The sequence below is a fragment of the Arenimonas aestuarii genome (genome assembly GCF_054781715.1).
In genome coordinates this window covers 348,657-372,209 of record NZ_BAAGTW010000006.1, presented here as the reverse complement: position 1 = coordinate 372,209, position 23,553 = coordinate 348,657, and the positions used below count along the sequence as shown (strand labels likewise).

23 protein-coding genes are annotated in these 23,553 nt (G+C 69.4%); 12 read left to right on the top strand and 11 right to left on the bottom strand.

The window, feature by feature from the left end:
- Window positions 1-36: 36 nt before the first annotated feature.
- Both ACYVJH_RS11250 and ACYVJH_RS11245 read right to left on the bottom strand, forming a co-directional pair.
- Window positions 37-1,647 carry a PA domain-containing protein gene (locus ACYVJH_RS11250; RefSeq protein WP_460454736.1) on the bottom strand — a complete coding sequence of 537 codons (1,611 nt, stop codon included), beginning with the start codon at window positions 1,645-1,647 and terminating at the stop codon, window positions 37-39.
- The gene (locus ACYVJH_RS11245; protein WP_460454735.1) at window positions 1,634-2,050 is read right to left on the bottom strand and encodes a post-PEP-CTERM-1 domain-containing protein; all 417 of its coding nucleotides are present in this window, start codon (window positions 2,048-2,050) and stop codon (window positions 1,634-1,636) included. Before ACYVJH_RS11245 ends, ACYVJH_RS11250 begins: the two co-directional genes overlap by 14 nt.
- A 78-nt stretch (window positions 2,051-2,128) precedes the next feature.
- On the opposite strand from ACYVJH_RS11245, the gene ACYVJH_RS11240 reads away from it, so the two are divergent.
- Genes ACYVJH_RS11240 through ACYVJH_RS11230 form a run of 3 tightly spaced genes read left to right on the top strand, consistent with a single transcriptional unit; the run spans window position 2,129 to window position 7,153 of the window.
- Complete coding sequence (locus tag ACYVJH_RS11240) at window positions 2,129-2,974, top strand: ABC transporter permease (RefSeq protein ID WP_460454734.1); 846 nt, start codon at window positions 2,129-2,131, stop codon at window positions 2,972-2,974.
- Window positions 2,971-4,482: an ATP-binding cassette domain-containing protein gene (locus ACYVJH_RS11235; protein ID WP_460454733.1), complete on the top strand. Its 1,512-nt coding sequence runs from the start codon at window positions 2,971-2,973 to the stop codon at window positions 4,480-4,482. The genes ACYVJH_RS11240 and ACYVJH_RS11235 overlap by 4 nt, the downstream gene beginning before the upstream one ends.
- 37 nt (window positions 4,483-4,519) lie before the next feature.
- Window positions 4,520-7,153 (top strand): bifunctional diguanylate cyclase/phosphodiesterase, encoded by a 2,634-nt coding sequence (locus ACYVJH_RS11230; RefSeq protein ID WP_460454732.1) that lies wholly within the window; start codon window positions 4,520-4,522, stop codon window positions 7,151-7,153.
- Here the strand turns inward: ACYVJH_RS11230 and ACYVJH_RS11225 are convergent.
- Entirely contained in the window at window positions 7,132-8,124 is a 993-nt protein-coding gene (locus ACYVJH_RS11225) for an NAD-dependent epimerase/dehydratase family protein (RefSeq protein WP_460454731.1), read from the bottom strand. The genes ACYVJH_RS11230 and ACYVJH_RS11225 overlap by 22 nt on opposite strands.
- A gap of 132 nt (window positions 8,125-8,256) precedes the next feature.
- Here ACYVJH_RS11225 and ACYVJH_RS11220 point away from each other — a divergent pair, with 132 nt between their 5' ends.
- On the top strand, window positions 8,257-9,228 hold the full coding sequence (locus ACYVJH_RS11220) for a glutathione S-transferase family protein (RefSeq protein WP_460454730.1): 972 nt from the start codon (window positions 8,257-8,259) through the stop codon (window positions 9,226-9,228).
- 10 nt (window positions 9,229-9,238) lie between these two features.
- Here the strand turns inward: ACYVJH_RS11220 and ACYVJH_RS11215 are convergent, their stop codons facing one another.
- The 3 genes from ACYVJH_RS11215 to ACYVJH_RS11205 are packed head-to-tail and all read right to left on the bottom strand — an operon-like array spanning window position 9,239 to window position 12,898.
- Window positions 9,239-9,637, bottom strand: a complete 399-nt coding sequence (locus tag ACYVJH_RS11215; protein ID WP_460454729.1) for a response regulator — start codon at window positions 9,635-9,637, stop codon at window positions 9,239-9,241.
- Entirely contained in the window at window positions 9,637-11,781 is a 2,145-nt protein-coding gene (locus ACYVJH_RS11210; RefSeq protein WP_460454728.1) for an ATP-binding protein, read from the bottom strand. The genes ACYVJH_RS11215 and ACYVJH_RS11210 overlap by 1 nt, the downstream gene beginning before the upstream one ends.
- Window positions 11,768-12,898: a GGDEF domain-containing response regulator gene (locus tag ACYVJH_RS11205; protein ID WP_460454727.1), complete on the bottom strand. Its 1,131-nt coding sequence runs from the start codon at window positions 12,896-12,898 to the stop codon at window positions 11,768-11,770. Before ACYVJH_RS11205 ends, ACYVJH_RS11210 begins: the two co-directional genes overlap by 14 nt.
- Before the next feature lie 278 nt (window positions 12,899-13,176).
- Between ACYVJH_RS11205 and ACYVJH_RS11200 the strand changes: the two genes are divergently transcribed.
- The 8 genes from ACYVJH_RS11200 (at window position 13,177) to rpmG (ending at window position 17,744) form a co-directional block, all read left to right on the top strand.
- On the top strand, window positions 13,177-13,590 hold the full coding sequence (locus ACYVJH_RS11200) for an SPFH domain-containing protein (RefSeq protein WP_460454726.1): 414 nt from the start codon (window positions 13,177-13,179) through the stop codon (window positions 13,588-13,590).
- A 27-nt stretch (window positions 13,591-13,617) separates the two neighbouring features.
- Window positions 13,618-14,265: a 16S rRNA (guanine(527)-N(7))-methyltransferase RsmG gene (rsmG, locus tag ACYVJH_RS11195; protein ID WP_460454725.1), complete on the top strand. Its 648-nt coding sequence runs from the start codon at window positions 13,618-13,620 to the stop codon at window positions 14,263-14,265.
- 30 nt (window positions 14,266-14,295) lie between these two features.
- The gene (locus ACYVJH_RS11190; RefSeq protein ID WP_460454724.1) at window positions 14,296-15,078 is read left to right on the top strand and encodes a ParA family protein; all 783 of its coding nucleotides are present in this window, start codon (window positions 14,296-14,298) and stop codon (window positions 15,076-15,078) included.
- Window positions 15,075-15,980 (top strand): ParB/RepB/Spo0J family partition protein, encoded by a 906-nt coding sequence (locus ACYVJH_RS11185; protein WP_460454723.1) that lies wholly within the window; start codon window positions 15,075-15,077, stop codon window positions 15,978-15,980. Before ACYVJH_RS11190 ends, ACYVJH_RS11185 begins: the two co-directional genes overlap by 4 nt.
- 72 nt (window positions 15,981-16,052) lie before the next feature.
- Window positions 16,053-16,778, top strand: coding sequence for a glycosyltransferase family 2 protein (locus ACYVJH_RS11180; protein ID WP_460454722.1), 726 nt, complete (start codon window positions 16,053-16,055; stop codon window positions 16,776-16,778).
- Window positions 16,779-16,781: 3 nt separating this feature from the next.
- Window positions 16,782-17,108, top strand: coding sequence for a lipid-A-disaccharide synthase N-terminal domain-containing protein (locus ACYVJH_RS11175; RefSeq protein ID WP_460454721.1), 327 nt, complete (start codon window positions 16,782-16,784; stop codon window positions 17,106-17,108).
- A 221-nt stretch (window positions 17,109-17,329) separates the two neighbouring features.
- Window positions 17,330-17,566 (top strand): 50S ribosomal protein L28, encoded by a 237-nt coding sequence (rpmB, locus tag ACYVJH_RS11170; protein WP_339824784.1) that lies wholly within the window; start codon window positions 17,330-17,332, stop codon window positions 17,564-17,566.
- Between the two features lie 13 nt (window positions 17,567-17,579).
- The gene (rpmG, locus tag ACYVJH_RS11165) at window positions 17,580-17,744 is read left to right on the top strand and encodes a 50S ribosomal protein L33 (protein WP_034224346.1); all 165 of its coding nucleotides are present in this window, start codon (window positions 17,580-17,582) and stop codon (window positions 17,742-17,744) included.
- A gap of 52 nt (window positions 17,745-17,796) precedes the next feature.
- Here rpmG and ACYVJH_RS11160 read toward each other — a convergent pair whose 3' ends face one another.
- The 5 genes from ACYVJH_RS11160 to ACYVJH_RS11140 all read right to left on the bottom strand — a co-directional run bounded on the left by ACYVJH_RS11160 (window position 17,797) and on the right by ACYVJH_RS11140 (window position 23,533).
- The gene (locus tag ACYVJH_RS11160) at window positions 17,797-19,899 is read right to left on the bottom strand and encodes a TonB-dependent receptor family protein (protein ID WP_460454720.1); all 2,103 of its coding nucleotides are present in this window, start codon (window positions 19,897-19,899) and stop codon (window positions 17,797-17,799) included.
- Window positions 19,896-21,158 carry a phospholipase D-like domain-containing protein gene (locus ACYVJH_RS11155; protein WP_460454869.1) on the bottom strand — a complete coding sequence of 421 codons (1,263 nt, stop codon included), beginning with the start codon at window positions 21,156-21,158 and terminating at the stop codon, window positions 19,896-19,898. Before ACYVJH_RS11155 ends, ACYVJH_RS11160 begins: the two co-directional genes overlap by 4 nt.
- 133 nt (window positions 21,159-21,291) lie before the next feature.
- Window positions 21,292-22,122 carry a CHAD domain-containing protein gene (locus ACYVJH_RS11150; protein ID WP_460454719.1) on the bottom strand — a complete coding sequence of 277 codons (831 nt, stop codon included), beginning with the start codon at window positions 22,120-22,122 and terminating at the stop codon, window positions 21,292-21,294.
- Between the two features lie 80 nt (window positions 22,123-22,202).
- Entirely contained in the window at window positions 22,203-23,051 is an 849-nt protein-coding gene (locus tag ACYVJH_RS11145; RefSeq protein WP_460454718.1) for a sterol desaturase family protein, read from the bottom strand.
- Window positions 23,051-23,533, bottom strand: coding sequence for an SRPBCC family protein (locus ACYVJH_RS11140; RefSeq protein ID WP_460454717.1), 483 nt, complete (start codon window positions 23,531-23,533; stop codon window positions 23,051-23,053). Before ACYVJH_RS11140 ends, ACYVJH_RS11145 begins: the two co-directional genes overlap by 1 nt.
- Window positions 23,534-23,553 lie beyond the last annotated feature (20 nt).

Sequence of the window (23,553 nt, the reverse complement as noted above, 5' to 3'; positions counted from 1 at the left end):
GACGGGGGCCGGACGCGCCGGCCCCCGTCGTTCCTGTCAGCGCTGGCGCGCGGCGCAGCTTGCGGTGCGGTCCTTGTCGTCTCCGTCGATCAGGCCCGCCGCCAGCAGTTCGTCGGCGTAGCCGACCACGCACCTGACGTACTGGCCACGGTTGGGCGCGAAGGCCGAGCAGACCAGGGACCGCGCCTCGACGCTGGCCCCGATCGCGACGCCGTCCGGGTTCACCACCGGAATGCCGAGGTCACAATCGCCCAGCCGGGCCGTACGGTCCTGGGTGGCCCAGCCGGTGTCGCGGAACAGTGCCGGCGTCAGGTCCACGTCGATGTCGGCGCGCAGGGTGCCGGTGATCGACGGTTCCATCAGCGCGTTCGGGCTGAGCGCGGTGTCGAAGTGCGAGAAGGTCGAGCCCGGTGCGAGCGCTGCCGGCGTATTTAGGCGAACGCGGCCGGCGTCATCGGCGCCGACGCGCCGCAGCGGGTCGAGCACCGCCGCCACCGCCACGCCCGGGGCCAGCGCCCGCAGCTGTGCGCCGCCGTCCTGGCTAAGGCCGAGCACCGGGATGGTGACGGCCGGGTCGACGCCACCGGGCTCGATCACGCCCGGCACGTTGTTGGCGACCAGCACGCCCACTGCGCCGGCGGCCTGGGCATTGAGCGCCTTGCTGGCGAAGGTGCAGGCGCCGCGGTCAACCAGGGCGATCCGGCCGCTGACGTCGGCGGCGTTCACCAGCGCCGAGCAGGCGTCGGTGCCGACACCATCGCCGTCGTCGGCCGCCACCACGGCGCCGGAAAAGCTGCCATCGGTGACCACCGGACCCAGGCTGGAGCGCCCGACCGGCAGCGGGGCGGCAAGCCCGGCCACGTCCAGGGCCAGCTGCGGATCCAGGTAGGCCGGCGCCACCGCCGAGACGTCCGGCCCGGTCCAGACCGTGCCTCCCGCATCGCGCACCGCGAAGGCGCGCTCGGGCGCGGTCATGTCGAGGAAGGACTTGCCGACCGTGTTGTTGAATGCGTTCGACAGGTACACGTCCGGAAAACCACCCAGGAAGTTGCCGGTGCCCAGGCTGAGGAAGCTCTGGAAGCCGATGCCGTGGCCGATCTCGTGCATCACCACGTTCAGGAAATTCACCGTGCCCGCGGGCGTCTGGCCGTCGAGTCCGTAGTACCAGTCGGCGCCGCCCAGGCAGGCCGGGTCGCCGCTGATGCGGCTGTTGAACTGGGAAATGATGTCCAGGCCGCCCGGGTTGACGTCGAAGCCGACGATCGACTCGGTGAGCGCGACGTTGTGCCAGGTGTTGGCCCGCGTGGCGCCCGGAAAGTCACGGAAGATCTGGGTGGTGCCGGCCGAACCCAGCACGGCGCCGGTTTCGGTGCAGGCCTGCGGGATGAAACGCGCGCCCACGATGATCGGGACATCGGACTGCATGATCGCGCCCCACATGCGCGCCGCGTAGGCATAGGCGACCTGCCGCTGCTCGCCCAGCGTGGTGCCGGGATTACCGCCCTGCGGGGCGCGCGGGCTCGGGTCGTCGAGACCGGCGCCGGTGCCGGCGTCGAGGTTGACGACCACGAACTCGGCCGCAAGGGCCGGCGTGGCAGCGAGGCCGGCCGCCAGGGCCAGCGCGAGCACGGATTTATTCCTGCGCATGGTCGGTCTCCCCGGCGTCGTTGTGGCTGATGACCAGGGCACCGTCAGCGGCGCGGGTGACCCGCAGTTCGCTATCGAAGTTCTCGGGCACCATCATCGATACCGAACCATCGGCATGGCGGACCTGGGTCTGCAGTGCCTCGGCCTCGGTGGCCGGACGCACGAGCGTGGCCACGCCGGGCGCGGCGATCGGGCGGCGCTGGGCCTGCAGGCGCACGGCGTCACGCGCAAGCGCACGGTCCTCGGCGGCGGTGGTGGCGCGGAGGCGACCGGTGTCGCGGTCGATGGCCGTCCTGCTGCCCGGCTCATCCGGGGTGGCTTGCTCCGCGGCGGTGGCGGGAAGGGTCAGACACAGCGCCATCGCCAGCGTAGCGGCGAGGGGCCGGGGTGCAAAGATAGTCATGCATGGCTCCAGAACAGGTGGATGGATATGGGGTGGGGGTCCCCGCGTCCGAGGCTACGCTGGCATGATCACGGCCAGATGAAGACCACGTCATCGCCGCGAGAAGGCCTGCCGCGACAGGCCCGCGCCTGCCTGTTGGTGATCGCCGCGCTGGCGCTCGCCTGCTGGGCCGGTCCCTGGCTGCTCGACCTGCCCGATCCGCACCGCCCGGACTGGAATGCCCTTTCGGCGCCGCCCTCGCTTTCGAACGGGCACTGGTTCGGAACCGACGCCATCGGTCGCGACATCCTGTCGCGCACGCTCGCCGGCGGCCGTCTTTCGTTGACCATCGGCGCCCTCGCCACCGCGGTCGCGCTGGTGATCGGCCTGGCCTACGGCGCCATCGCCGGGTATGCCGGCGGGCGCACCGAGCGGGCGATGGTGCGTGGGCTCGACGTGCTGTCGGCGCTGCCCTTCCTGCTCATCGTGATCCTGCTGCTGGCCCTGTTCGGGCGCTCGCTGTGGCTGCTGCTGGCGGCCATAGGCGGCTACGTCTGGATCGACCTGGCCCGGGTCGCCCGCGCCGAAGCCGCGCGCCTGCGCGACATGCCCTTCGTGCTGGCGGCCCGCGCCGCGGGCGCCCGCTTCGACCAGGTGCTGCGCTGGCACCTGCTGCCCAACCTGCTGCCGCTGGGTCTGGTGTACCTGGGGCTGATCCTGCCGCAGGCGATCCTGGTGGAAAGTTTCCTGGGTTTCCTGGGCCTGGGCGTGGACGAACCCGCGGCCAGCTGGGGCGGCCTGCTGGGCGAAGGCGCCCAGGAACTCGACATCGCGCCATGGTCGCTGCTGTTCCCGGCCGGTTTCCTGGTCGCGACGCTGGCGGCCTTCCAGTTCCTGGGTGACGGCCTGCGTGACTGGCTGGACGTGCGCGGGGAAGGCGCATGAGCCGGCTGTCGCTGATCGGCCTCGAGGTACATGCCGGCCAGCGGCGCCTGCTGGGCCCGCTCAGCCTGGACCTTCCCGCGGGCGAATGCCTGGGCCTGGTCGGCGAAAGCGGCAGCGGCAAGAGCCTCACCATCGCCGCCCTGCTGGGCCTGCTGCCGCCCGGCCTGAGCGCCCGCGGCGACATCGAACTCGATGGCGAACGCATTGCGCTCGGCAGTGCCGCGCACGCCCGCTTGCCCGGCCGCGTGCTGGCCTGGGTGCCGCAGGACCCACAGGCCGCGCTGCACCCGCTGCGCACCCTGGGCGCGCAGCTCGAAGAATCGCTGCGCCTGCTGCGCGGGCTGGACCGCGCCGGGGCGCGCCGGGAGGCCATCGCGCTGTTCGAGCGCCTGCAGCTGCCCGCGCCGGTGCGGATGTTGGACCGGTATGCCCACCAACTGTCCGGTGGCCAACGCCAGCGCGTGCTGCTGGCCCTGGCCCTGGCCGGCAATCCGCGCGTGCTGCTGGCCGACGAACCCACGTCGGCCCTGGACCCGCGCCTGGCGCGCGACGCCCTGGCCCTGCTGGACACGCTGCGCACCGGCCTGGGCGTGTCGGTGCTGCTGGTCAGCCACGACCTGCCCCTGGTCGCCCGCCATGCCAGCCAGCTGGCGATCCTGCGCCGGGGCGAGGTCGTCGAGCAGGGCACCAGCGCCGGCATCTTCGCCGCGCCGCGCCACGCCTATACCCGCGAACTGCTGGCGGCCGACCAGTTGCCGGCGCCGGACGCCCCCTCGCCCGGCCCCGAACTGCTGCGCCTGGACGCCGTGCAGGTGGCCTACCCGGGTCAGCTGCGGCCGGCCGTCACCGGCATCAGCCTGGCCCTGCACCGCGGCGAATGCCTGGCCCTGGTTGGCGAAAGCGGCAGCGGCAAGTCCAGCCTGGGCCGCGCGCTGCTGCGCCTGCTGCGGCAGGGGGTCGGTGGCCGCATCCGGTTCGACGGCGAAGACCTGCTATCAGCAGGCCGTGGCCAGCTGCGCGCGCTGCGCCGACGCATTGGCGTGGTCTTCCAGGACCCCTATGCGTCGCTCGATCCGCGCATGCGGGTGCGCGACCTGGTCGCCGAACCGCTGCGCATCCACGGCATCACGCCGGCGCAGGGCCGGACCGCGCATGTCGCCGGCCTGCTCGAATCGGTCGGCCTGGCGCCGGAGCTGGCGGCGCGCTTCCCGCACCAGCTTTCGGGCGGCCAGCGCCAGCGTGTGGCGATTGCCCGCGCCCTGGCCACCGGACCCGAGCTGCTGGTCTGCGACGAGGCGGTGTCGGCGCTCGATGCCCAGCACCGCGCCGGGGTACTGGCCTTGCTGGCCCGGCTCAAGCGCGAACGCGGCCTGGCCTTGCTGTTCATCACCCACGACTGGCAGGCCGCCCGGGCGCTGGCCGAGCGCTGCGCGGTGCTCGACGACGGCCGGCTGGTGGCCCTGGGCCCGACCGCCGACGTGTTGGCCAGCCGCCGCGCAGCGGGCTGATATAGTCGAGCCGACCTTCAGGGGACGGGTTAATCGTTTGAAGCCACGCAGTCCGCTTTCGTCCGGCGTTGCCACCGCCACGCCACCCCCTGGCGGGCTGGTCCGGCTGCGCGCCGAGGACCCGGCCGAACTGGCCGCCGAGGTCCAGCGGCTGCGCGTGGACGTCGAGCGCCTGGGCCGGGCCGAGCGCCTGCAGCGCGCCCTGTTCGCGATCTCCGACCTGGCAAGTTCCGGTGAAGACACCGCCACGGTGATGCGCGGCCTGCACGAAATCGTCGGCCGGCTGATGTACGCCGAGAACTTCTACATCGTGCGGTATTCGCCCGAAACCGACACGATGCGCTTCATCTATTTCGCCGACAGCCAGGACCCCATCCGACCGGACCCGGACGAAGAAATCCCGGCCTCGGAAATGGGCAACAGCCTCACCCTGGCACTCATCCGCCACGGCAAGCCGGTGCTGGGCCCGTCGGTCGACGTGCGCCTCGAACTGGGCGTCGGCCGCGACGAAACCCTGGGCCCGGACAGCGAGGACTGGCTGGGCGTGCCGATGGTGGACGAAGGCGTGGTGCGTGGCGCCGTGGTCGTGCAGAGCTACGACCCGAACACGCGCTACAGCGAAGACGACCGCGCCCTGCTCGGTTACGTGGCCCAGCACATCCTCACCGCACTGGCACGCCGCGACGCCCAGGAAGAACTCGAACGCCGCGTCGACGAGCGCACCAGCGAGCTGCGCCAGCAGGTGGCCGAACGCGAACGCAGCGAACGCCTGCAGGCGGCGCTGTTCCGGATCGCCGAACAGGCCGGCCGCAGCGAAAGCATCGAGGTCTTCTACGCCGAAGTGCACGGCATCGTCAGCGCCCTGCTCGACGCCCGCAACTTCTTCATCGCCCTGCTCACGCCCGACGGCCAGGAGCTGGACTTCCCCTATTCGGTGGACGAACGCGACCAGGCGCGCCCGCGCCGCAAGCTCGCCCGCGGCCTCACCGAGTTCGTGCTGGCCTCCGGCGAACCGCTGCTGACCGACCGCAACGGCATCCACAGCCTGGTCGCCGAAGGCAAGGTGCAGTCCTTCGGCACGCCGTCGGTGTGCTGGCTGGGCGTGCCGCTGCAGATCGAAGGCGCCGTGGCCGGCGTCATCGCCGTGCAGAGCTACACGCCCGACTACCTGTACACCAAGCGCGACCAGGAACTGCTGAGCTTCGTGTCCTTCCACATCGCCCAGGCACTGGAGCGCCGGCAGGCGCACGAATCCCTTCGCGAGGCCTACGCCGAGCTTGAGCAGCGCGTCGCCGCGCGCACCAGCGAGCTGGCCGACGCCAACCGCGAACTGCTCGACCAGATCTCGGTGCGCGAGCGCATGGAGCACAAGCTCAAGCACGAGGCCATGCACGACACCCTGACCGGCCTGCCCAACCGCAGCCACCTGCTGGGCCGCATGGGCCTGGCGCTGTCGCGCTACCGCTATGACCCCAAGCAGCTGTTCGCGGTGCTGTTCCTCGACCTCGACCGGTTCAAGGTGGTCAACGACTCGGTCGGCCACCTGGTCGGCGACGAACTGCTGAAGGAAGCCGCGCGCCGCATCGGCCGCTGCGTGCGCGACCCGGACATGGTGGCGCGCCTGGGCGGCGACGAGTTCGCCATCGTGCTCGACTTCATCCACACCGTCGAAGACGCGGTGGCGGTGGCCGAACGCGTGATCACCTCGCTGGCCGAGCCGATGCGCATCGCCGGCAAGGAGCTCTACACCTCGGCCAGCATCGGCATCGCGCTGGTGGACCCGCGCTACCGCAGCCCGGAAGAACTGCTGCGCGACGCCGACGTGGCCATGTACCGCGCCAAGGCCACCGGCCGCCAGCGTTTCGCCATCTTCGACGAACACCTGCACGAAGCCGCGCTGAAGCTGCTCGAACTCGAAGGCGACCTGCGCCGCGCCCTGCATCGCCAGGAGTTCGTGCCCCACTACCAGCCCATCCTGAGCCTGGCAGACGGCCGCCTGGTGGGCTTCGAGGCGCTGATGCGCTGGCACCACCCGGTGCGAGGCCTGTGCGTGCCCGGCGACTTCCTGGGCACCGCCGAAGAAACCGGCAGCCTCGAGCACATGGACTGGCAGCTCTACGACCTGGTCTGCAAGGACATCCGCCGGCTGTCGGTCGGCCGTGCCTACACCACGCTCAATGTGTCGCCCCGGCACCTGCGCGCGCCCGATTTCGACGAACGCCTGCTCGAGCTGATGACGCGTTACGACGTACGCCCGGCCAACCTGCGCCTGGAAGTCACCGAGGGCGCGCTGCTCGAACAGCCCGAAGAGGTCCAGGCCTGCCTCGGCCGGCTGCGTGATGCCGGCGTGCTGACCCTGCTCGACGACTTCGGCACGGGCTATTCGTCGCTGAGCTACCTGCATCGCTTCCCGCTGCACGGCCTGAAGATCGACCGCAGCTTCGTGCACGAACTGCGCAGCGGCGAAAGCGGCGGCAGCACCGCCATCGTGCGGGCCATCCGCCTGCTGGCCGATTCACTGGGCCTGGAAGTGATCGCCGAAGGCATCGAAACCGAAGAACAGCGCTACCAGCTGCGCCTGCTTGGCCTGAGCCTGGGCCAGGGCTACCTGTTCTCGAAGCCGGCATCGGCCAACGAGATCCTGGAACGCTACGGGCTGTCGGTGGACTGAGCCGCCAGCAGGCCCTCGGCCCGCAGCCAGGCGATGGTGTCGGCCAGCAGCGCCGGCAGCGGGGTGCCGCGATAGCCCAGCTCACGTTCGGCCTTGCCGCTGTCCACCTGCAGGTGGTGGCAGGTGAAACACACCGCCGCGGGCGTCAGCTTCGGTGGCTTGCGGGTGATGCGCGAGACCAGGTCCAGCGTGCGCGCATAAACGCGCAACACCGGCGCCGGCAGCGCGCGCGTCGGTACCGGCTTGCCCAGCCGGCGGCCGATTTCCGCCACCAGGCCGAGAAAGCTGGCGTGCTCGCCGCCCAGCAGCCAGGCCTCGTCGCGGGCCGGGCCCTGCCAGGCGCGCACGTGCGCCCGCGCGACCTCACGCACGTCGGCGAAGGCGCCCGAGCCGGGCGGCGCCCCGGGCAACTGGCCGGCGTCGGCCATGCGGATCAGGTTCGACCAGTTGTTGCGGTCGCCCGGACCCAGGATGTGCGAGGGCTGCAGGATCAGGAAGGGCAGGCCGGATTCGCGCACCAGGCGTTCGGCGGCGTGCTTGTTGCGTTCGTAGTTGATCCAGGAGCGCGCGCCCTGCTGCGGCGTGTCCTCGCGCAGCGGCCCCGGCGCCAGGTGTGAATAGGCCGAGACGCTCGACGTGTAGACGAAGCAGCGCACGCCGGCGTCGCGCGCGGCGTCGAGCAGCCGTCGCGTGCCCCCGACGTTGGTGGCGGTCTGGGCGGCATCGCCCGGTCCCCAGTTGTTGGTGTCGGACGCCGTGTGGAAAACGGCCTCGACGCCAGCGACTGCGGCCGCCAGCGACGCCGCATCGCCCAGGTGTCCGCGCACCGGCAGCGCGCCCGCGGCGGCCACGGCGGCGTCGCCGGCCCGCGAGCGCGACAAGCCGCGCACGTCGACGCCGGCCGCGCGCAGTTCGCGCAGCAGGTGCTGGCCAAGGAAGCCGGTGGCGCCGGTGACGAGGACGGTAGGCATGGCGGGACTCACGTGGGCTTTCCCGCCGATGCTAGCGCGGGTGCGCGGACGACGGGTAATGACCGTGATCACCTCGCGTTCTGCCGGGGCGCGTTATGGTCACGGGCATGGTTTTCGCCGTGGAGGCACGCGATGGGATTGCTGGTCGATGGCAAGTGGCAAGACACCTGGTACGACACCGACAAGAGCGGCGGGCGCTTCGAGCGCTCGAGCGCGAAGTTCCGCAACTGGGTCACCGCCGACGGCGCGCCCGGGCCCGACGGCGAAGGCGGCTTCAAGGCCGAACCCGGGCGCTACCACCTGTACGTGTCGCTGGCCTGCCCCTGGGCGCACCGCACGCTGATCTTCCGGCGCCTGAAGGGACTGGAGAAGATGATCGACGTGTCGGTGGTTAACTGGCTGATGGGCAAGGAAGGCTGGACCTTCGAGCCGGGCCCCGGCGTGGTGCCCGACCCGGTGAACGACGCCCGGCGCCTTTACGAGGTCTACCTCAGGGCCGACCCCGGCTACTCCGGCCGCGTCACCGTGCCGGTGCTCTGGGACCGCGAGCGCGCGACGGTGGTCAGCAATGAATCGGCCGACATCATCCGCATGTTCAACAGTGCCTTCGACGGCGTCGGCGCCGCGCCGGGCGACTTCTACCCCGCGCTGCTGCGGGCGGAGATCGACAAGGTCAACCGGCGCGTCTACGACGACGTCAACAACGGGGTGTACAAGGCCGGCTTCGCCACCACCCAGGACGCCTACGAGGAGGCCGTGGTGCCGCTGTTCGAGGCCCTGGACTGGCTGGAGGAGCGGCTGGCGAAAACCCGCTACACCTGCGGCGACGCGCTGACCGAAGCCGACTGGCGGCTGTTCACCACGCTCGTTCGCTTCGATGCGGTGTACGTGGGCCACTTCAAGTGCAACCTGCGCCGCATCGCCGACTACCCGAACCTGTCGGGTTTCCTGCGCGAGCTCTACCAGGTGCCCGGCGTCGCCGAAACGGTCGACTTCCGGCACATCAAGGGCCACTACTACCAGAGCCATCACATGATCAACCCGACCGGCATCGTGCCCAAGGGCCCGGTGCTGGACCTGGAGGCGCCGCACGGCAGGGGATGACCGGCAGGCCTCAGGCTTTGGCGCCGAGGCCCTTGTTGATCGAATCCACCAGCTCGGCGGCATTCCAGGGTTTGGCCAGGAACTCGTGCAAGCCACCCTCCCGCCGCGCCCTTTCCACCGCGGCCGGTTCGGCCTGGCCCGACAGCATGATCTTCACCACTGAAGGAAAGCGCTGGTGCGCATGCACCAGGAATTCATCGCCCTTCATGCCGGGCATCAGCCAGTCGGACACGATCACCAGCAGGGTATGGCCCTGCCCGGCGAGCTCGTCGAGCAGTTCCAGGGCTTCCTCGGCGCTTTCGGCGACGTCGATCACGAAGCTGTTGCCGAACGCCCGCCTGAGCTGGTCCTTGAGCGCCGTCAGCACGATTATCTCGTCGTCCACGCACAGCAGTACGCCACGTTCCATTACTTCACTCCTCGCATGGGCAGGGACACGGTGAAGGTAGTGCCTTGGCCGACCTCGCTGTCCACCTTGATCCGTCCGCCGTGCTTTTCAACGATTTTCCTGACGATGTCCAGGCCGAGCCCGGTGCCTTCGCCGGCGGGTTTTGTGGTGAAGAAGGCATCGAAGATGCGCTCGCGGATGGCCTCGGGAATGCCCTTGCCGGTGTCGCCGACCGAAACATGGGCCCAGTCGCCTTCGCGGCGCAGGCCGATGCGCAAGGTTCCCTTGTGGTCCATCGCCTGCAGCGCATTGTGGACGAGGTTGGTCCAGACCTGGTTGAGTTCGTCGGGCAGGCAGCGGACGGGCGGCAGGTCCTCGTAGTCGCGCAGGAGCTCGGTGCCGTGCTTGATCTGGTTCTGGTAGATCGTCAGCACCGTCTCCAGGCCCTCGCGCAGGTCGGCGTCCATCCACAGCGACTCGCCGCCGGAGCGCGAGAAGCTCTTCAGCGCAAAGATGATCTTGGCCACGCGATCGACGGCGGTGTTGATGTTCTCGGCATTGGTGGTGACGGTAGCCAGCCCGTAGGCCGTCTCGAGGACCAGGTCGCAAGCGGGGTGCCGCAGCAGCGGCAGGAGCGGGTCGAGCACGTCCTGCGCCTGCAGCTGCACCAGCAGCCCCGCGCGATGGCGGGCCTGTTCGAAACCAAGGGACTCCAGGCGCGCGGTCAGCTCCCGCACCGCCGCCCTTTCCTCGCGGGTGCTCATCACGGCGCGCGGCTGGATCGCCGTCGCGACCAGCGCGCTGAAGCTGCGCCGGTGCTCGGCATCGAGCAACTCGAGCAGGCGCGGCAGGTCCGCCAGGGCCTCGCCCAGGGACTCGGTGATGTTGCGTCCGCTCGAGCGGATGGCACCGATCGGGGTGTTGATCTCATGGGCAACACCCGCGATCAGCTGGCCGAGCGCCGCCATCTTTTCCGAATGCACCAGGTGTGCCTCGGCCTCGTGCAGCTCGTGCAACGCCTTGTCCGCCCGGGCGCGGGCGCTCTCGGCGGCGGCGTAGGCATCGGCGTTGGCCAGGGCGATGGCGGCATAGGCGGCGGCGCTGCGCAGGACCTCGAGTTCGCGGTCCTGGTAGGCATTGACCTGGTGGCTCTGCGCCGTCACCACGCCGATGCGCCGGCCGTTGGCGATCAGCGGCCGGAACACCGCCGAAAGGATGGGCGCCGAGGGCTGGATCGAGACGGGAGTGGGCGCATTGTCGAACTGCGTTTCGTTGAAGACGGTCATTTCACGGTCTTCCCGGAACGTCAGCACCGCCAACGAGGTGGGATGGTCCATCGGATAGGAGGTTTCGGTGTCCTCCTGGCCATCCTCGACGTAATAAACGTAGTCGAGCGACTCGCCGTCGGGCGAAACCAGGGCCACGCCGAATGCGTCCATCGGCAGCAAGGGCGCCAGCCGCTGCTCGAGGGTCTTGCAGATGGCCAGCCGGTCCAGGCTGGCGGTGAGGTCCTTGCCGATGTCACCGAGCAGGCGCAGCGTATTCGCCGACGCCGCCAGTTCGTCGTTCGCCTGCTTGATGGCGTGGTTGGATTCCCAGCGGGCCATGATCGCCGCGACATGGCTTGCGACGTAACCGAGCAGCTGGAGGTCGGCCTGGTCGTAGCTGATGTCCTGGCTGTAGCTTTGCACGATGATCAGGCCGTAGATCCGCTCCTGGAAGATGATCGGCGCGCCCATCCAGCTGTTGAAGTCGGCCAGTCCACGCGGCGCGCGGATCTCGCCCTGGGCCACAAGCTCCTTGAAAGTCGGGTCGTCGAGCAGCCACGGCCGCCGGCTGCGCAGCACCAGCGACGAAATGCCTTCGCCGTAGGGAAAACTTTCCTTGACCTCGTTCGGATCCTCGTCCACCAGGTAGACCTGGTGGATCATCGCCGCCTCCGCGTCGTAGGTGGCGATGATGAAGTTCCTGGCGTACATGAGCCTGCCGACAATCTCGTGCAGCCGCGCGTAGTGGTCGTGCTGGCCGCTGTCGGCCGAAGACAGGGCGGCGATCTCGTAGAGCGCACGCTGCAGTTCTTCGCCGCGCCGGCGCTCGGCCAGCTCCCGCTCGAGTTGCGCGACGCGCTCGGCCAGGCCTGCCGCCTGCAGCTCATCCGTTGCCATCGCTGACCTCCACGCGGTTGCGTCCCGCCGCCTTGGCCCGGTAGACCGCCGCGTCGGCACGGGCCATCAGGCTGGCCATGCTGTCGTCGGGCTTGAAGGCCGCGACTCCGAAGCTGGCAGTGATCGTCCCTATGCCGGAAAAATCATGCGCCTCGATGGCCCTGCGGACCTTTTCCGCCACCGTGGTGCAGTGCTCCATGCCGGTGTGCCGGCAGACCACTACGAATTCCTCCCCGCCCATGCGCGCCACCAGGTCCGCGTCCCGCGTGCACTGGCGCAGGATGCGCGCCATCGCCTCGAGCACGAGGTCGCCGGCGGCGTGGCCGTGCTGGTCGTTCACGCGCTTGAAGTAGTCGATGTCCATGATCGCCACCGCGAACTCCATGCCGTACCGGCGGGCGCGGATCAGCTCTTCGTCCAGCACCTGGTCGAGCTTGCGGCGGTTGGCCAGGCCGGTGAGCTTGTCGGTGACGGAGAGGATCTCGAGCTCGCGGTTCTTTTCAACCAGTTCCTGGGTGCGCGCCTGCACCAGGTTCTCGAGCTCGGTGTTCATCTTCCGCAGCCGCTCGTTCTGGAGGATCAGGTTGCGCTCCTGCCAGTAGGCGCGGATCGCCGCTCGCACGGTCAGCACGATGTCCTCGTTGAGGAAGGGCTTTTCCAGGAAGCGGTAGAGGTTGGCCTCGTTGATCGCGCGCTTCACGCCGCTCATGTCGCTCTGGCCGGTCAGCAGGATCTTGACCGTGTTGGGCGTGCTCGCGTGCAGCCGCACCAGCAATTCGTCCCCGCGCAGGCCCGGCATCATGAAATCGGAGATCACCAGGCCCAGCTCGCGCCCGCCGGCACGAACTTCCGCGTCGATCTCGAGCGCTTCCTCGCCGCTCTCGGCGAACTCGAACTCCATTCCCGGGCCGAAATGGCTTGAAAAGACGCTTCGAAGCGCATTCAGAACCGTGGAGTCGTCATCCACGCAAAGGATGATTCCATCTTCCAAACCGGCGCCTCCTTTGGCTTCGGTTTCGATTAGACCAGCAATCCCGCGGAAAAGTCCCGCCGCAGTCGACACTTCCGAGGGCTTGCCCAGTGACGGCTTTGGCTTGCGCGCAACGCGATGGAACATGCCTGCCCTTGTGTTGACCGACCCCGAATCCGCCGATGCCCCGCGATGCCCGATCAGCTCCCTGCGCAGCTCGACGCGGCGAACCGGCGAATTCGGCCTGCACCCTGGTGGCGATGGGGCCGTGCCACCGATCCAGCCTGGCAGTCGCGAAGGCCGGGGCTGGGGGCCAGGCCCACCTGGGCGTTCATCTGTCCGAGGTGGCCGAGTTCCGGGAGCAGTCACGTTAACTAGACTATGCTTCAGGAACCCCGGCTAAGTTACTGGCACCCATGACATTCATGTCCCCGCTTTTGCCCCTGCCGATCCCCCTGGCACCCCTGGCCTGGCTGACCGGCTTTCGCCGGGTTCCGGACAACAGCGTGGTGACCGTGCACCGCTTCGGGCGCTTCATCCGGGCCCTGGGGCCGGGCTGGCGCTGGACCCTGCCGGGGCTGGACCAGCTGGGGCAGCCGGTCTGCCTGATCGGGCACCACCTGTCGGTGGTCGGCGCCCAGGGCACGGAAGCGGAGCTTTATTACCAGATCCTCGACCCGGCCCTGGCGGGCGAGGCGCTGGACGACATCGACGCCCTGGTCATCCGCGAGGCCCTGCCGCTGCTGGACGCGCCCACCGGCCCGGATACGCTCAAGGTGGACATGAACCAGCGGCTGGGCCCCAAGGGCCTGCGCGTCATCCGCTGCCGCGTCGCCTGAAAACCGGGTTGTCGCCATAATGGCGGCATGAACCCGCTTTCCCATCTCGGGCCCGAGCTCGAAGCCGGGCTGGTCGCGCTCGGCCTGCCGCCGCAGCCACTGGCCGGCCGGCTGCTGGACTACCTGGCCCTGCTCGACCGCTGGAACCGCACCTACAACCTGACCGCCGTGCGCGACCCGCGCGAGATGATCGCCAAACACCTGCTCGACTCGCTGTCGATGTGGCGCCACGTGCGCCCGGGCACGCTGGCCGACCTGGGCACCGGCCCGGGCCTGCCCGGCATCCCGCTGGCGCTGGCCGTGCCCGGCCTGCAGGTCACCCTGGTCGAAAGCATCGCCAAGAAGACCCGGTTCCTGCGCGAAGTCGTGCGCCAGCTCGGCCTGGACAACGTCCGGGTGCTCGAATCCCGGGCCGAAGCCGTGGCCGAACCCGGCGCCTTCGACCAGGTCACCGCCCGCGCCATGGACTCCCTGGCCGGCATCCTGGCCGTCGGCGGCCACCTGCTGGCGCCGCAGGGCCGCCTGCTGGCCATGAAAGGCCAGCGCCCCGACGCCGAAATCGCCGCACTGCCGCCCGGCTGGCGGGTTGAGGCCCTGGAATCCCTGGTCGTGCCGGGGCTGGAAGGCGACCGCCACCTGGTCACGGTCACCCGTGACCCGGCCAAGCCGGCATAATCCCCGGTCCAGGCCGCGCAAGGAGATCGCATGGGTCGCATCATCGCCATCGCCAACCAGAAGGGCGGGGTCGGCAAGACCACCACCGCCGTGAACCTGGCCGCCGCGCTGGCACAGACGCCCCGGCGTGTGCTGCTGGTGGACATGGACCCCCAGGGCAACGCCACCATGGCCTCGGGCGTGGACAAGCGCGAGCTCGACAACTCCGCCTGCGAAGTCCTGCTGGGCGAATGCACGGCCGAATCGGTGGTGGTGAAGGCGCCGGAAGGTTTCGACCTGCTGCCCGGCAACATCGACCTGACCGCGGCCGAAATCCGGCTGATGGACGAAACGGCGCGCGAACAGCGGCTCAAGACCGCGCTGGCGCCGCTGCGCGACAAGTACGACTACCTGATCATTGACTGCCCGCCCTCGCTGTCGCTGCTGACGCTCAACGCCCTGGCCGCGGCCGACGGCGTGATCGTGCCGATGCAGTGCGAATATTTCGCGCTCGAGGGCCTGAGCTCGCTGGTGGACACCATCAACGCGCTCAAGGGCAAGCTGAACCCGCAGCTGGAAATCGAAGGCATCGTGCGCACCATGTTCGACGTGCGCAACAACCTGGCCAATGCCGTGTCGGGTGAACTGACCCGGCATTTCGGCGACAAGGTGTTCCGCTCGATCATCCCGCGCAACGTGCGCCTGGCCGAGGCGCCCAGCCACGGGCAGTCGATCGTCGGCTACGACCGCGGCAGCCGGGGCGGCATCGCCTACCTGGGCCTGGCCGGCGAAATCGTCCGGCGCGAGAAGAAGATGCACAAGGAGATGGCATGAGCAGCAAGAAGCGCGGCCTTGGCCGCGGCCTCGACGCCCTGTTGGGCACCGGCAACAAGGGTGCGGCGCCCGCCAGCGACGAATCCTCCGGCGGCGAGGGCCTGCACACGCTGCCCATCGACCAGCTCCAGCCCGGCAAGTACCAGCCGCGCAGCGGCATGGACCCGGACAAGCTCACCGAGCTGGCCGAGTCCATCAAGGCCCAGGGCCTGATCCAGCCGATCGTCGTGCGCAGCATCGGCAAGGACAAGGCCGGCGTCGTGCGTTACGAAATCATCGCCGGCGAACGCCGCTGGCGCGCCGCCACCGAGGCCGGCCTGTCCGACGTCCCGGTGGTGCTGCGCGAGGTCGACGACCGCGCCTCGATCGCCATGGCGCTGATCGAGAACATCCAGCGTGAAGACCTCAACCCGCTCGAGGAAGCCCTGGCCCTGAGCCGGCTGATCGACGAGTTTTCCCTCACCCACCAGCAGGCCGCCGAAGCCGTGGGCCGCTCGCGCGCCTCGGTGTCGAACCTGCTGCGCCTGCTCGAGCTGCCGGAAGGCATCCGCAAGCTGCTCGAAGAGCGGCAGCTGGAAATGGGCCATGCCCGCGCCCTGCTCACCCTGGCGCCGCAGGCCGCCCTGGCCCTGGCCCGCGAAGCCGTGGCCGAGGGCTGGTCGGTGCGCGAGGTCGAGCGCCGCGCCCAGCTGATGGCCAAGGGCCAGATCCCCGGCAAGAAGCCTACGAAGGGGCCGGAAAAGAAGTCCGACGCCGACATCGCCGCCCTCGAGCGCGAGCTGTCGGAAAAGCTGGGCGCCAAGGTCGCCGTGCAGCACGGCCGCGGCGGCCGCGGCAAACTGGTCATCAGTTACCACGGCCTGGACAGCCTGGAAGGCATCCTCGAGCGCCTGCGCGGCTGAATCGCGTAGCCAAGTTTTAACAGGCCACCTGCGAGAATCCGCCACCGGTTCCCGTCCAGGCCAGTTCGCCCCGTGACTCCACTGCAGCTGTCGGTCGTCATTCCCGCCTTCAACGAGGAAGGCAACGTGCTGGCGCTGCTGGCCGAAACCGTGGCCGCCCTGCGCGGCGTGCTGGCCTTCGAGGTGATCTTCGTCGACGACCACAGCCACGATGGCACCCTGGCGCTGCTGCAGGGTGCCCGGGCGACCACCCCGGAGCTGAGGGTGCTGGCGCACGAAACGCAGTCGGGCCAGAGCACCGCCATCCGCAACGGGGTGAAGGCGGCGCGCGCCCCCTGGGTCGCCACGCTCGACGGCGACGGCCAGAACGACCCGGCCGACCTGCCCAGGCTGGTGGCCGCGCGCGACGCCGGCCCGCCCGACGTGAAGCTTTACGCTGGCTGGCGGGTCAACCGCCAGGACAGCGGCAGCAAGAAGTGGGCCTCGAAGTGGGCCAACGGCATCCGCTCGCGACTGCTGCGCGACGCCACGCCCGACACCGGCTGCGGCACCAAGCTGTTCGAACGGGCCGCCTTCCTCGACCTGCCCTATTTCGACCACATGCACCGCTACCTGCCGGCGCTGATGCAGCGCGCCGGCTGGCGCACCACCAGCGTGCCGGTGAACCACCGGCCGCGGGGCGCGGGCATGTCCAAGTACACCAACCTGGGCCGCGCCCTGGTCGGCATCCGCGACCTGATGGGCGTGGCCTGGCTGATCACGCGCAGCCGGCGCACGGCCGTGCGCGAACTGGAGTAAGCCATGAACCAGGAAATCATGTGGCTGGACTGGTCCGGCCTGCACGTCACCCCATGGAAGCTGATCGGCTACATGGGCGCGCTGATGTTCGGCGGACGCTGGGTGGTGCAGTTCCTGGCCTCGCGCCAGGCCGGCAAGCCGGTGATCCCACGGGTGTTCTGGTACATGAGCCTGGCCGGCGCCATGATGACCCTGAGCTATTTCCTGTTTTCGGCCAAGCAGGACTCGGTGGGCGTGCTGCAGAACCTCTTCCCGACCTTCACCGCCGCCTACAGCCTCTACCTCGACATCCAGCACCGCGGCTGGCACCGCGACCGCGCCGGGCATTAGCCCCCCTGTGGATAAGTATTGCCCCCGGGCCCGCCTGCGGGCATAATGCGCGGCTCGCTCCGCATCTGCCCCCAGGCCCTGGCCCCGGTAGTGCGATCCCGGCCCCTGGCGGAGCGTTTGCTGTATCCCGCATCGCATGCGCCTGCAGGCCCTCCGGCCCGCCGCGCGGGGCCGCCGCCGCCCGGGCTATGGGCGGCCAGTCCTGACCCAGGAGTTCCACAATGAGCCGAGTTTGCCAAGTTACCGGCAAGGGTGTGCAGAGCGGCAACAACGTCTCGCATGCCAACAACCGTACCCGCCGCCGTTTCCTTCCCAACCTGCACGAGCGCCGCTTCTGGGTAGCCTCGGAAAACCGTTGGATCAAACTGCGTGTTTCCATGAACGCCCTGCGCACCATCGACAAGAACGGCATCGACTCCGTCCTGGCCGAAATGCGCGCCCGCGGCGAAAAGATCTGAGGAGGACTGAAAAATGGCATCCAAGCGCGACAAGATCCGCCTGACGTCTTCTGCCGGCACCGGTCACTTCTACACGACCGACAAGAACAAGAAGACCACCCCGAACAAGATGGAGATCAAGAAGTACGATCCCGTCGTCCGCAAGCACGTGATGTACAAGGAAGGCAAGATCAAATAAGCCTCACGGCTTCGATCGCCTCCGGAAAAACCCGCCCTCGTGGCGGGTTTTTTTATTGCAGCGGCGACTCCAGCCGCAGGCCGAGCATGAAGGTCCGCCCGGGCGCCGGTTCGAAGTAGCGGCCGTTGCCTTCATTGACGATCACCGAGCCGATGACCTGGCGGTCGGCCAGGTTGTCGAGGCGGGCCCAGGCGGTCCAGCGGCCGTCGCCGAGGCGCTGCTCGGCGCCCAGGCCGAGCACGACATGCCCCGGCGCGGCGGCCGTGTTGGCGTCGTTGGCATAAAACCGGCTGCTGGCGCGGGCCTCCAGCCACAGGTCGGTGCGCTCGCCGGCCTGCCAGTGCAGCTGTGCCCAGGCCGTGCGCGCCGCGATGCCGGGCAGGCGCCGGCCGGCCTCGATGCGAAGGCCACCGGCGCAGGGCGGCGTGTCGCAGGCCGCTACGTCGCGCCGGTAGCGCGCGTCGAGCCAGGTGGCGCTGGCGGCCAGCGCCCAGGCCGGCGCCAGTTCCATCGCCAGCGACAGTTCGGCGCCGCGGCGACGGGTCAGGCCGGCGTTGTCGAACACCGTGCGCCCACCCTGGCTGGCGGCCACCACCAGTTCGTCGGTGGTCGTGGCCTGGAACAGCACCACGTCGCCCTGCCAACGGGCCTGTTGCCAGCGCAGGCCCAGCTCCAGGTGCCGGCTGAGCGCGGGCTCCAGGTCGTTCAGGCCGCTGGCGCCGTCGCGGCGATACGCCAGTTCGGCGAAGGTGGGGGTTTCGAAACCGCGGCCGGCGTTGGCGTAGAGGCTGGTCCGTTCGCTGGCCCGGTAAAGCACCCCCAGCACCGGCGAAATCCGCGCATACCGGCGCGTGCCGCTGTCGTCGGGGTTGCCGGCGCGCACGTAGCGGTCGCGCGAATCAAAGCGCACCCGGCTGCTGCGCAGGCCACCGTTGACACGCCAGCGATCGGCGGGCTGCCAGTCGGCCTGCAGGTACAGGTCGTCGCTGCGCACGGCGTTGTCTTCGTCGCGGCGCAGGGCGCCGACCACGCCAAGCTGGCCGCCGATGAAGTTCTCGAAACCCAGTCGGGTTTCGTCCGCGCGCTCCTGGCCGGCGCCCAGCACCAGCGACAGCGTGTCCGTGGCCTGCCAGCGCCAGCGCGCATCGAAACCCCGGTAGTCGCGGTCGAGGTCGATCACGCCGCCGCCCGAACTCGCGCTGGCCTGCACGAACGCCGGGATCGACAGCACCTGGAAGGTCTGGCGGCGACCGCTGTAGGCCACCAGGGCCAGCTCGTGGGCCTCGCCGACCGGCTGCGCGAAGCGGGCGCCGAACTGCTGCTGCGACACGGTCTTGCGGGTGTCGAACAGCAGCGCGCCCTGGCTCGAAGCGCGGCGGTCGCCGGCAAGCTGGGCAGCGCTGAGGCCCTGCGGGTCGTCGGCGGCCAGGTCGAGGTGGTTGCCCAGCAGCGTCCATTGCCCGCCGCCTGACGTCTCCCCGCGCATCTGCAGCTGGGCGCTGTCGCGGCGCCAGGCCGAGTGCCGGCGGTAACCATCGGCCGCCGCGCGCTGCACATCCAGTCGCAGCCCGGCGCTTCCGGCCACCGGCCCGCGCCAGGACGCCGAAGCGCGCCACAGGCCGTCGGAGCCGGCCAGACCTTCGGCACCCGCCTCGGCCACCGCAGGCGGCGCTTCGCTGAAAACCGACACGACGCCGCCGCTGGAATTGCCGTAGAGCACCGAAAACGGACCACGCAGCACTTCGATGCGTTCGGCCGCGGGCAGCAGGAAATGGGAAACCTGGCCCTGGCCGTCGGGCATCGTCGCCGGGATGCCGTCGGCGTAGAGGCGCACGCCGCGCACGCCGAAACTCGCGCGCGCGCCAAAACCGCGGATCGACAGCTGAACGTCCTGGGCCTGGTTCTGGCGTTCGCGCACCACCACGCCGGGAATCCGCGGCAGCGACTCGGCCAGCGAGAGCGCCGCGCGGCCAGCGCGCAGGTCGTCGGCGTCGAGCACGCTGATCGCCGCCGGCACCTGCAGCCGCGGCAGCGGCTGGCGCGTGGCGGTCACGACCAGGGGCTCGAGCTGCACCGGCGGCGGCGCCACCGCGCCTGCCGCGGCACCGGCCAGTCCCGCCAGCGCGGGAAGCAGCAGCCAGCGGGCCCGCTTCACAGCTGCGAGCGCAGCGGGATGATTGCTGTTTCCATGAACTTTTCGGTCCAGGGCCGTTCGCTCCACCTGTCGTGGTCGTAGATCTCGCACCGACGCATGTCGCGCTCGAAGACTTCGGTCATGGCCAGGGCGAAATCGCGATCGTAGACGTTGAGGCTGGCTTCGTCGTTGAGGTGGAAGCTGCGTTCGTCGAAGTTGGTCGAGCCCACCGACACCATGAAGTTGTCCACGATCATCATCTTCACGTGCATCATCGTCGGCTTGTATTCGTAGACCTCGGCGCCCGCTTCCAGCAGCGGTCCCCAGAGTTTCTTGGAGGCGATGCTCACGGTTTCAGAATCCATGTGCTCGCCGGGTACCAGGATGCGCACTTTCACCCCGCGTTCGATGGCCGCCAGCATGGCGTCCAGTGCCAGTTTGTCAGGCACGAAATACGAGGCCTGGATGTCCAGGCTCTGTTCGGCCGCGGCGATGGCCATCAGGTACATCAGGTGCATCGTGGCGCCGCCGCCCACGGGTGAGCTGATGAACATCTGCGCATCCATTTCGCCGACCTCGGGCTGTGGCGGGAAATAGGTTTCGCCGTGCAGGATCTCGCCGGTGGACTTGATCCAGTTGTCGTTGAACGCTGCCTGCAGCTGCGACACGACCGGGCCGCGAACACGGAAATGCATGTCCCGCCAATGATCCGGGTCCTCGGCGTCGCCGGACCAGAGGTCGGCGATGCCGACGCCGCCGGTGAAGCCAATCTTTCCGTCGACGACAAGCAGCTTGCGGTGGGTGCGGTTGTTCAGGCGGCTGATGTTGTACCACTGCAGCGGCCGGTACAGCTCCACCCTTACGCCGGCGTCTTCCATCAGCGCGACCAGCGACGGCTCCATCTTCAGGCCGCCGACCCAGTCAACGATGACGTTGACCTTCACGCCGGCGCGGGCACGTTCGGCGAAGGCCTCGGCGAACTCCTGGCCGATCTCGCCCGACCAGTACACGTAGGTCTCGAAGTTGATGGTCTTTTCAGCCGAACGGATGGCCTCGAGCATCGGCGGGAAGATCTGGTCGCCGTTGTTGTAGGCCTCGACGTGGTTGCCGTTGACCACCGAAGGCCCCAGCAGGGACCCCACTTCGCGACGGAACTGCGAGCTGCCGATGCCATGCTGGTGCTCGACCATGCGCTCGAGCTGTCGTTCGGGAACGTCGAAGTTCGCGGCGATGGCGATGCCCACGATGGTCAGGACTACCGTGTACAGCACCCACTGCAGCTTCAGGCGGTTCCTGTCGGTCATGGCAAGGCCACCGGCGGCGAAGGGGGCCCAAGTGTGCCAGCCCCGGACGCACCGGCGCGACCCGCGACGCCGCCATTGTTCAGCCAGGACCCCGCGCCGCGGCCTTGTTTCAGACTTGGTTGCCGTTATCACGCACGCCTGCAAGGCGCGCGCGGGCCACAGACCGGATCACCCGGCGGATCGGCGGCGGGAAGGGCGAACGCCGCGCGCAGTGGCGCAGCAGCAGGGCATCGTCCTGGGCTTCGCCCAGGACCGTGGCCTGGTCGGCGGACACACCGTCCGCTGGTCGGAGGGCCGGCGCCACGGCCTGCAGCAGGCTGTCCTGCTGGCGAAGGCGACGCAGGCGGCGGCGCAGCACGTGCCAGCCCTCGTCGATTTCGGGATGGCGTTTCACGCGCCGGTGCGCCTTGGCCATCCGGCGTTCGCTGCGCGCGACCGCCTTGGCGACGTGCTTCTCCCGCACGGCGTCCCAGTCCAGTTTCGCCAGCCTGCGGGCAAGGGTCTCGAGCCGCGCACGGCGTCGTGCGAATCCCGGGTCGCGTTCGAGGGCGGCGGCAAGCATCCTGTCCCGGCGCGCCGTTGCCAGCGCCATCGCCTCGGGCAGCGTGTCGCGCGCGTCGGCGGGCAGCTTCGGTGCCAGTCGCTGCAGGGCCTCGAGCAGGGCCTGAGCATCACGCAGCGCGCTCAAACCCCGGCAGGCAGTCGCCAGGGCGGCATCGATCCGACCGGCCTTGTCACCCAGTGCACGCGGGGCGAGGGCCAGCGTCGCGCGCGCTCGGCGCAGGGATTTGCGCGCCTGGTGGATGCCGTCGTGGCGGGCATCACCCTCACGGCCCAGCTGCGCCGTTGCAGCGGCGAGCTGGTCGAGCGCGTAGGCGCGCAGGTCGCCGCCCAGGCCAGGGCCCTGGGGCACAGCGCGCACCGTCGCGACCTTGGCCACGGGCAGCTACTCCTGCATGGGACACCACCAGCCTAGGCCCGCAGCAGGCATAAGCCCTTGATATGCATCAAGTGACGCACTCAGGGCCCGCGTGGGTACCCGGCTTGCGAACTTGCGCGCTCGGGCGGCCCGAACAGCTGGCCCAGGCGGGCCCGCGGGCCGCGCGCACGCCAGGCATCACGCAGCATGTCGCCCCATTCGTGGAAGGTGAGCACCAGCGGGTTGTGGCTGCGCACGGGCTTGACCAGGCCGTAGCGGCAGGGCTCGGCGGCGTCCTCGGGTTCGAAGGTGCCGAAGAGCTTGTCCCAGATGATCAGTACGCCGGCGTAGTTGCGGTCGATGTAGCGGGCATTGCTGGCGTGGTGCACGCGGTGGTGCGAAGGCGTGTTGAAGAGGTATTCAATCCAGCCCAGCCGGCCCACTGCCTGGGTGTGCACGAAAAACTGGAAGGCCAGGTTGATCGCCACCACCAGCACGATGTGCGTCGGCGAGAAACCCAGCAGCGCCAGCGGCAGCCAGAACAGCCACATGCCCGATACCGGGTAGGTGACCGACTGCCGGAACGCCGTCGACAGGTTCAGGCGTTCGGACGAATGGTGGGTGACGTGCGAGGCCCAGCACCAGCGGATGCGGTGCGCGGCGCGATGAAACCAGTAATAGCAGAAGTCCTGCGCGACGAAGAGCAGCGCGATCGTCCACCAGGTCGTCGGGATTTCGAACAGCCGGTACTGGTGAAGCCACCAGAACACGCCGATCAGCGCCAGCCAGGCCAGCGCATCGACGGCCTGGTGCATCAGCGCCAGGCTGGCGTTGGACAGCGTGTCGCGCCAGCTGTACATGGCCGGCTGCCGGCGCCGCCAGTACCAGGCTTCCCAGATGACGAACCCCAGGAAAACCGGCGCCAGCGCCAGCAGCAGCCATTCGCCCATCAGGGCGCGGCTTCCAGCGGGGCTTCGAGCGAACGGGCCATGTTCTTCAGGCAGCGGTGCATGGCGCGGCGCATGAACAGGTGCAGCACCACGACCGCCACGGGCGCCAGCCAGCGCTTGGCCAGGGTGAATTCGTAATCCCAGCGCACGCGGCAGCCGAACTCGTGTCCGGCCAGGCTCCACATGGCCTCGCCCTGCGACACCAGCCAGGCCATGGGCGGTCGGAAGCCGCTGAGCGTGTAGCCGTGGCGCACTGGTGGGTCGTGTTCGACCACGCGCTCGGTCAGCACGCTGCCGTCCACCAGGTGCACGCGGCGCTGGCTGCCGACGGCCAGGTCGGAATGCAGGCGGATGCCGCTGATGCCGCGTATCGGGCCAAAGCCGGTGAAGAAGACCGGGAACCGGTCCGGGTTGGTCGCCAGTTCGAAGGCGACCTCGGGGGTGCAGGGAAGGCTGCGTTCGGCGGAGACGGTGAGGTGCATGCACGGATTTTGACCCGTGG